Raw genomic sequence first — 6,297 nt, forward strand, 5'->3', positions numbered from 1 at the left:
GGCTCTTGGCGTCGCCGCCTTCACCGTAGTTCAGCAGCGACAGCTTTCCGTCGACATCGAGGCCATCGCCGCCGTCCGACTTGGCATCGCCGCCGGTCACGTCGCCGCCATCACCGCCATTGCCGCCATTGCCGCCATCGGCCTTGGCATCGCCAGCATCCGCCTTGGCGTCGCCAGCATCCGACTTGGCGTCGCCGCCGTCGTCAGACTTGGCATCGCCGGCTTCCGCAGCGCCGATACCGAGGCCCAGTCCGAGGCCGAAACCGAGGCCGAGGCCATCGCCACCGTTGGCGTTGCCGCCGTCGCCGTAGCCGCCCTTGGCGTCGCCTGTGTCGACTTCGCCGCCCTTGGCGTCGCCGCTATCGCCGTCGCCGGCCTTGGCGTCGCCCGCGTCGGCCTTGTTGTCGCTCTTGGAGTCGCCGCCGATAGCCGCGCTGAGAGCCAGGCCGCCCTTGCCGTCGCCGGCTTCGACGTCGTCGGACTTGGCGTCCCCGCCATTGCCGCCTTCGCCGCCATTGGCCTTGGCGTCACTGCCGCCGTCCGCGGTCCCACCACCTGCCGAGATGCCGTCACCGGCTTCGGAGTGGCCGCCCTTGGCGTTCAGATCAAGCTTGAAATCGGCGTCGTTCTTGACGGTCGCGTTGTCGAGCTTGTCGTTGTCATACATGTTCAGGGTCTGGTTGATGATCGACGCGGTGTTGGTGCCGGCGCCGGTCATCGAATTGTTCAGGATGTCCTTGAAGGTGACGTCGTCGCCAGGATCATAAGTGACGTTGCCGTCCTTATTGTTGATCATGGTGTCGATCTTCATGTCGTCGTTGGCATAGATATCGGCGAAATCATCGTCGGAATTGCCGAGCTCACCTTCGAGCTTGACGCCAACGTCGACGTCGACGTCGACCTTGGTCTCGTTGACGTTCTTGTTCTCGTTCGAGTTTTCGTTCTTGGACTCGTTCGAGTTTTCGTTCTTGTTCTCGTTCGAGGCCTTGTTCTCGTTTTCGTTCTCGTTCGAGGACTTGTTCTCGTTCGAGTTGTCGTTGTCGCTCTTGTTTTCGTTCTCGTTCGAGGCCTTGTTCTCGTTTTCGTTCTCGTTCTTGGCGTCGTTGGTATTGTAGTTCTTGTTTTCGTTTTCGCCACCGCCGTCACCGATATCGAATTCGCTGTCGACGATCTGCAAACCGAATGCGTTGATGTTGTTCTTGTCGAGGTCGAGAGACATGGTCGTGTCCTCTGTTTGAAGGCCGCGACTGCCGAACCGCATTCTTCTCTTACGCGGCTATGGGCTGTACGCGGACGTTGCGTTTAATGCGGTGAATGGACTGCCGGACCGAGGGGACTGAGGTCCGCAATCCGAATTTCGTCATGACTTGCTTGAGTACCTCCCTTTGACTTCGGGAGAGGCGGCCGTCCCAAGGCAAAACCCGGGGGAGCGCCGGATCACCAAGGATCCGGTCGTTCAAACGGGAGAGTCCTGGATATGCCCCAATCCCACATGGAACCCGGGAAAGTCTGGAACCAGAGGGCGGTGATTGTAAGCTGACAGTTCGGGCTAGCCCGTTCGGCCGGACCGCTGCCCGGACGTGCTCCGGCCGCGCAAATGCCGAGATTCCTGCCCAGATCAGGTGGCGGCGACTCTGTCGAACGTCTCCAGTCGGCAGCGACGACGGAGAAAATTAGCTATAGCTCATCCGAACTATATCAGTCCGGTCTAATTTGGTGTATAAGTCGTTAAGGCTAGCTGTTTACGGGGGTGGCGGCCCCCGAAAATTTGAAGAAGGGAAAGAACTAAACCGACAGTATTCGTCTAGGGTGGGGTGGCAACCATGTCCAGAGTTAACGTGCACAGCACCGTAGGTAGCGGTGCCGGAGAGAGTTGGGCGGCGCGTAGAATTATCCTGACTGTTTCCTCTACTGACAGCTTTCCAGAATGTCTAGTATACGCCATCGAGAGGGAATTTCCCTCGATAGTCGTCGAGCAGGCTACAGGCATCGAAGCGGCCTGCGCGCCGTTCGAGCATCCCGTCTGCCTGGTCCTTATCGACACCGAGCTCCTGCATAAGATCGACGGCTATGCCGCCGAACTGATGCGGCATCATCCGGCAGCGCCGATCGTCCTGGTGCAGCACGACAGCCGAGCTTCCGTCTCAATGCACGACGTTCTCGATCTCAAGATCGTGCGCAGCGTCCTGCCCATGGATTTGAAGCTTGATGTCTGGCTTTCGGTCATCCGGCTTATGCTTCGCGGCGGCGAATATTTCCCCTTGGCGATGTTCCAGTCATACGCACGCAGCGTCTCGCAAAAGGCGTCGGATCATTCGACGCCTGCCGAACAACCAAGGCCGGACCGGTCCGGTTTCGAGGAGATGGGCGAACTGACCGACCGTGAGTTCCAGATCCTGGAAATGGTCGCTCGCGGATTGCAGAACAAGATCATAGCCGCGACCCTTCGTCTGTCGGAGCACACGGTCAAGATCCATCTGCACAACATCATAACCAAGCTGGGGGCTCACAACCGGACCGAGGCGGCCGCGGTGTTTCATGCGCGCAAGGATAGCTTTCACGGCGGCTTGGAACGATCCGGTTCGCCACAGTCCGTCCAATCTTCGCCGTGAGCCGATGATGCCTCGGTTTCAGGAGATACTGCTCCTCGTTGGCCAACTGAATTACACATGGACCAACACCGAGAGTCTGCTGATCTATCTGATTGCCGGTCTTGCGAAGGTCGACAAGGAAACGGCGATCATCATTTTCCTGACGCTGAACACGACCCGCGCGCGCATCGAGCTGGTAGAGCGCCTGGCGAAAATCCCGAAGACGCCGGCCGCCTGCCGTCGGGCGGTGCTGACAGTCACCGGCAAGCTCATGCGCCAGGCGAAGCTGCGAAACAAATACAGCCACTGCATCTATTCGTTCGATGAGGCCGGAACCCACGGAAGCACGCAGCTGATGCGTATCGTGGACGGCAAGGACGAGGTCAAATACGGAAAGATCGAAGCGCTCGATGACGAGGAGATGAGAAGAATCCACGGTTCCATCGAGGACATCCGGGAGATAAACAAGGATATCTGGTCGATCGTTATCGACAATTCGTTCCCGAGATAAGCCGCCGCCGCGGATCTCGTCCGGATTGGTTGCTCCCTGCTAATGCATGTCGCCCGGAAATGTGCGCAGTTCTACGACGATCACATGCATCAAACAAAGACTTGAAGCAGGTCGCCGGAATCCGTTTCAGCGCGACGCGCTTCAAGCAACCGAGGCAGGGATCCGCCCGATGGCTTTCAGCGCCTCGGTGCGAAGCGCCAGGGCCTGGCTGTGGCCCGGCTCCAGCGCGATGCATTCGTCAAGGCTTGTGAGCGCGTCCTTTGTTCGGTCGAGCTTCATCAGCGCCAGGCCGCGATTGTAGTGCGCGGCTGCGATGTTCGGATTGATCTCGATCGCCTGGCCGACCTGCCGCTCCGCGTCGCCATAACGGTGCTGCTGCAGGCAAATCACGCCGAGAAGGTAGCGCACGTCAAAGCGCCCGGGTTCGACGTCCAGGATCTCGCGGTAGATCTTTTCCGCCTCGGCCAGGTTTCCGGCCTGGTGCAAACGGGCGGCAACGCTGAGCTTTTGCGGCAGAAGGGACTGTCGCGCGGCATCCAGTTGTCGAAGCAGCGATAGCGCCTCGGCATGGGCCGGATCGGCAGCCAGGATCTGCCGGCAACCACGCAGAGCCGCCTCAAGATCGCCAGCCTGATGAAGCGCTTTGGCGCGCGCGAGCACGACCGGCAGGCTCCGGCTCTCCAGGCGGTCGCGCAGATTGCGGCGGCTGGGCGTGCTGACGAGAAGGCATTCGACCCGGCGCTCGAGCCCGCCGAAATCATATTTGTAAGAGAAATCCCCGGTCTGCAGATCATAGACGGCAAAGCCGTTCTGAATGGCCCAGCGTATGCTGTAGAGATGAAGCGCGAAGCCGGGCGCGGGCTTCTTGACCGCGAGATCGCGCCCGTTGAGCATCCCGATCAGTGCCCGGTTCTTCCGGTCGATCAAGGTGGCCTGCACGCCGATCGGGTTGTCGTCCCGCCACAGGACCGGGAGATAGAGGGCGTCGTCCTCGAAGGCACAGCGCAGCATGTTACGGAAGTTGTTGATCATCGCCTGCGGCAGGCCTGGGTGATATCGCGCCGCCAGTTTCGCGCCCCACTGACTTTCCCAGAACCGGAGTAGCGTCTGCAGATCGCGCTCCAGCGTTGCGGCGGTCACGTTGGTGACGCGATACTCGGATGCGTCGTCGATTGCCCTTAGCGTCCGCCGCGCGGTCTTGCGGGTCGCCGCGCCAAGCCGGTCATTGAGAAAGTCCTCCCAGTCGCCCGGCAGGTTCACATAGACATAGATGTCGTGGTCGATGCCATCGCCGTCGTCGGGACGCCTCACCTTGCCGGTCACGAATTCCGGCGCGGAAAATTGCTCGAGGAACGTATTCAGCCGCGGCGGCGATGCAAATATGTTCTCAAGATGCAGCTTGGCCCAGTTCAACCGCTTCGTATGCTCGGCGAAGGCCCGGACAACGGGATCCTGAACCTCCGGTTTGCAAAGGAAGCCGGCATATCCGGCGAAGTAGCCGCCGCCCGTCCGCAATTCGTTTTGGAACGCACCGTCCCTGGCTCGTTCCGTTCGGAGCTGAAGCGGGAAGAAACCGACATAGCCGGCTGAATTGTCTTCCTTGGCGGCCAGGACGAGCCATTGGTAGCGAAGCCGCTTGAACCAGCCCGCCATCCATGGCCAGGACATGAAGTAGTGAGCCTCCGGGTCAGCAGCGTAGACCGCATCCCAATTGTCCCTCAGCTCAACGAGAGCATCGAAACTGTCGATGACATCCACACGCATGGCGTTGCCCTTTGCTCGTGGTCGGCAATAGTCGATGGTCCTTGTATCGGCTATTCCCCAATTCTTGGACAAAGCCAAGGAATGCCCCCGATGATGGTTCCATGGCGGAACCGGCCGTGCAAGCCGATCAAAGGATTGATGGATCTCTGCGCGGCGCGAAATTGCGCCGGCGGTCAAGGCGCGGCACTGCGCCGACGGGGACAATCGATCAGGAAGCGATCCGCAGCCACTTGCCGTTTTCGGACTGGGATTGCCGCGCAAAATAGCGATAGGAAGTCTGCGCCCAGTTCCTGATGGCGTCGGTTCGGTTGTCGAGGATCAGGTCGCCCTTGTCGGTGCGAACGGTAAGCACGGTGTGGCCCGCGCCACCCGATGTAACGACCGTCAGCAGCAGGGCTGAAGCCGGCCAGCCGCGCTTCATGAACTCGCTCTTCTTCAGGATCGCGATATCCTCGCAATCGCCGGCGTTTGTCGGTATCCGCCAATCGTCGCCGAGGCCGGCGGCAGGGTCGTCACGTTCGATGATCCTGGCATTGACGGAACTGTTGACCGCCTTCAACTCGGCCATGCGCCTTTCGGTGAGCTTCACCTGCTTGACGTGTCCGCCTGGGCTGCAGAGCCTTGGCTGCCTGGCGCAGAAGCCGCGGGCGGCCGGCGGGGCGAAAGCGTAACCCTTGGTGACCATCATGGACGCAGTGCCGGAAGTCTGCATGGTTTCGCTGCAGCCAGCCATAGCCATGACTGCGGCAACGAGCGCTGCCAAACGAATCACGTTCCATCCCCCTCGGATCGATAGACCGAGATCATCTTCGCTGGTTTGGTAAATCAAGACTCGCTATTAGCGTTTGCACAGATTCTAAAACAATGTATGCTTAACAAATTGTTTCCGATGGTCGGAAACTTTGACATAGCGCCCAGTTTGGGGACGGGAGCGCCTTTTTTCCCTTCTTAGGAGGAAGAAATGCACCTGTACCCAAGGTGCGCGAGCAGCGCTCGCGCAATTCTGCTTGTCTCATCCGCCCTTATGGCGGTGAATTCGACGCTTCCGGCATCGGCACAGAGCAATGTTCGACCGCGTTTGACGGCCGCCCAATGCCAGCCGCTGACGGAATCCAACTACGCGCTTTGCTGCATCGCCAGCAACCGCGCAAGCATCCTCACGCGCGCACAAATCGCAATGTGCCCGCCAATCACAACGGCTCTCATCGCTTCCGTCCTTGCCAGCGACGGCGAGGGCGGCGGTTCCGGCGGCGGCAATGGGGGTTCCGGCGGCGGCAATGGGGGCTCCGGCGGCGGCAATGGTGGTTCCGGCGGCGGTGATGGCGGCGGTGATGGTGGCGGTGACTCCGGTGGTGGCGATGGCGGCGGGAGCGGTGGCTCCGGCGGCGGCGGAGGCTCGGGTGGCTCCGGCGGCAGTGGCGGATCCGGCGG

Annotated in this window: 6 protein-coding genes and 1 pseudogene; 4 read left to right on the forward strand and 3 right to left on the reverse strand. The window is 60.5% G+C overall.

Annotation, left to right across the window (positions count from 1 at the left end; translation table 11 throughout):
- A pseudogene (locus EOA32_RS31605) lies at positions 1-1,219 on the reverse strand (hypothetical protein); the annotation flags it as partial.
- 604 nt (positions 1,220-1,823) lie between these two features.
- Between EOA32_RS31605 and EOA32_RS31610 the strand changes: the two are divergent.
- Positions 1,824-2,612 carry a response regulator transcription factor gene (locus EOA32_RS31610; RefSeq protein WP_245499445.1) on the forward strand — a complete coding sequence of 263 codons (789 nt, stop codon included), beginning with the start codon at positions 1,824-1,826 and terminating at the stop codon, positions 2,610-2,612.
- Between the two features lie 7 nt (positions 2,613-2,619).
- Entirely contained in the window at positions 2,620-3,102 is a 483-nt protein-coding gene (locus EOA32_RS31615) for a hypothetical protein (RefSeq protein WP_128373810.1), read from the forward strand.
- Between the two features lie 141 nt (positions 3,103-3,243).
- Here EOA32_RS31615 and EOA32_RS31620 read toward each other — a convergent pair whose 3' ends face one another.
- Complete coding sequence (locus EOA32_RS31620) at positions 3,244-4,362, reverse strand: GNAT family N-acetyltransferase (RefSeq protein ID WP_245499446.1); 1,119 nt, start codon at positions 4,360-4,362, stop codon at positions 3,244-3,246.
- A gap of 15 nt (positions 4,363-4,377) precedes the next feature.
- On the opposite strand from EOA32_RS31620, the gene EOA32_RS40245 reads away from it, so the two are divergent.
- The gene (locus EOA32_RS40245) at positions 4,378-4,692 is read left to right on the forward strand and encodes a hypothetical protein (RefSeq protein WP_245499447.1); all 315 of its coding nucleotides are present in this window, start codon (positions 4,378-4,380) and stop codon (positions 4,690-4,692) included.
- Positions 4,693-5,074: 382 nt separating this feature from the next.
- On the opposite strand, the gene EOA32_RS31625 is transcribed toward EOA32_RS40245, so the two are convergent.
- On the reverse strand, positions 5,075-5,599 hold the full coding sequence (locus EOA32_RS31625; RefSeq protein WP_245499448.1) for a transglutaminase-like cysteine peptidase: 525 nt from the start codon (positions 5,597-5,599) through the stop codon (positions 5,075-5,077).
- 484 nt (positions 5,600-6,083) lie between these two features.
- On the opposite strand from EOA32_RS31625, the gene EOA32_RS31630 reads away from it, so the two are divergent.
- A partial coding sequence (locus EOA32_RS31630; protein WP_189407535.1) for a hypothetical protein occupies positions 6,084-6,297 on the forward strand: 214 nt, incomplete at its 3' end.

It is taken from the genome of Mesorhizobium sp. M1A.F.Ca.ET.072.01.1.1 (assembly GCF_004023325.1).
Lineage (GTDB): Bacteria > Pseudomonadota > Alphaproteobacteria > Rhizobiales > Rhizobiaceae > Mesorhizobium.

Bases quoted from the DNA above. Each gene is read 5' to 3' on its own strand.
- EOA32_RS31615 (WP_128373810.1), top strand. From the start codon at position 2,620: ATGCCTCGGTTTCAGGAGATACTGCTCCTCGTTGGCCAACTGAATTAC.
- EOA32_RS31625 (WP_245499448.1), bottom strand. From the start codon at position 5,599: ATGGCTGGCTGCAGCGAAACCATGCAGACTTCCGGCACTGCGTCCATG.
- EOA32_RS31610 (WP_245499445.1), top strand. From the start codon at position 1,824: ATGTCCAGAGTTAACGTGCACAGCACCGTAGGTAGCGGTGCCGGAGAG.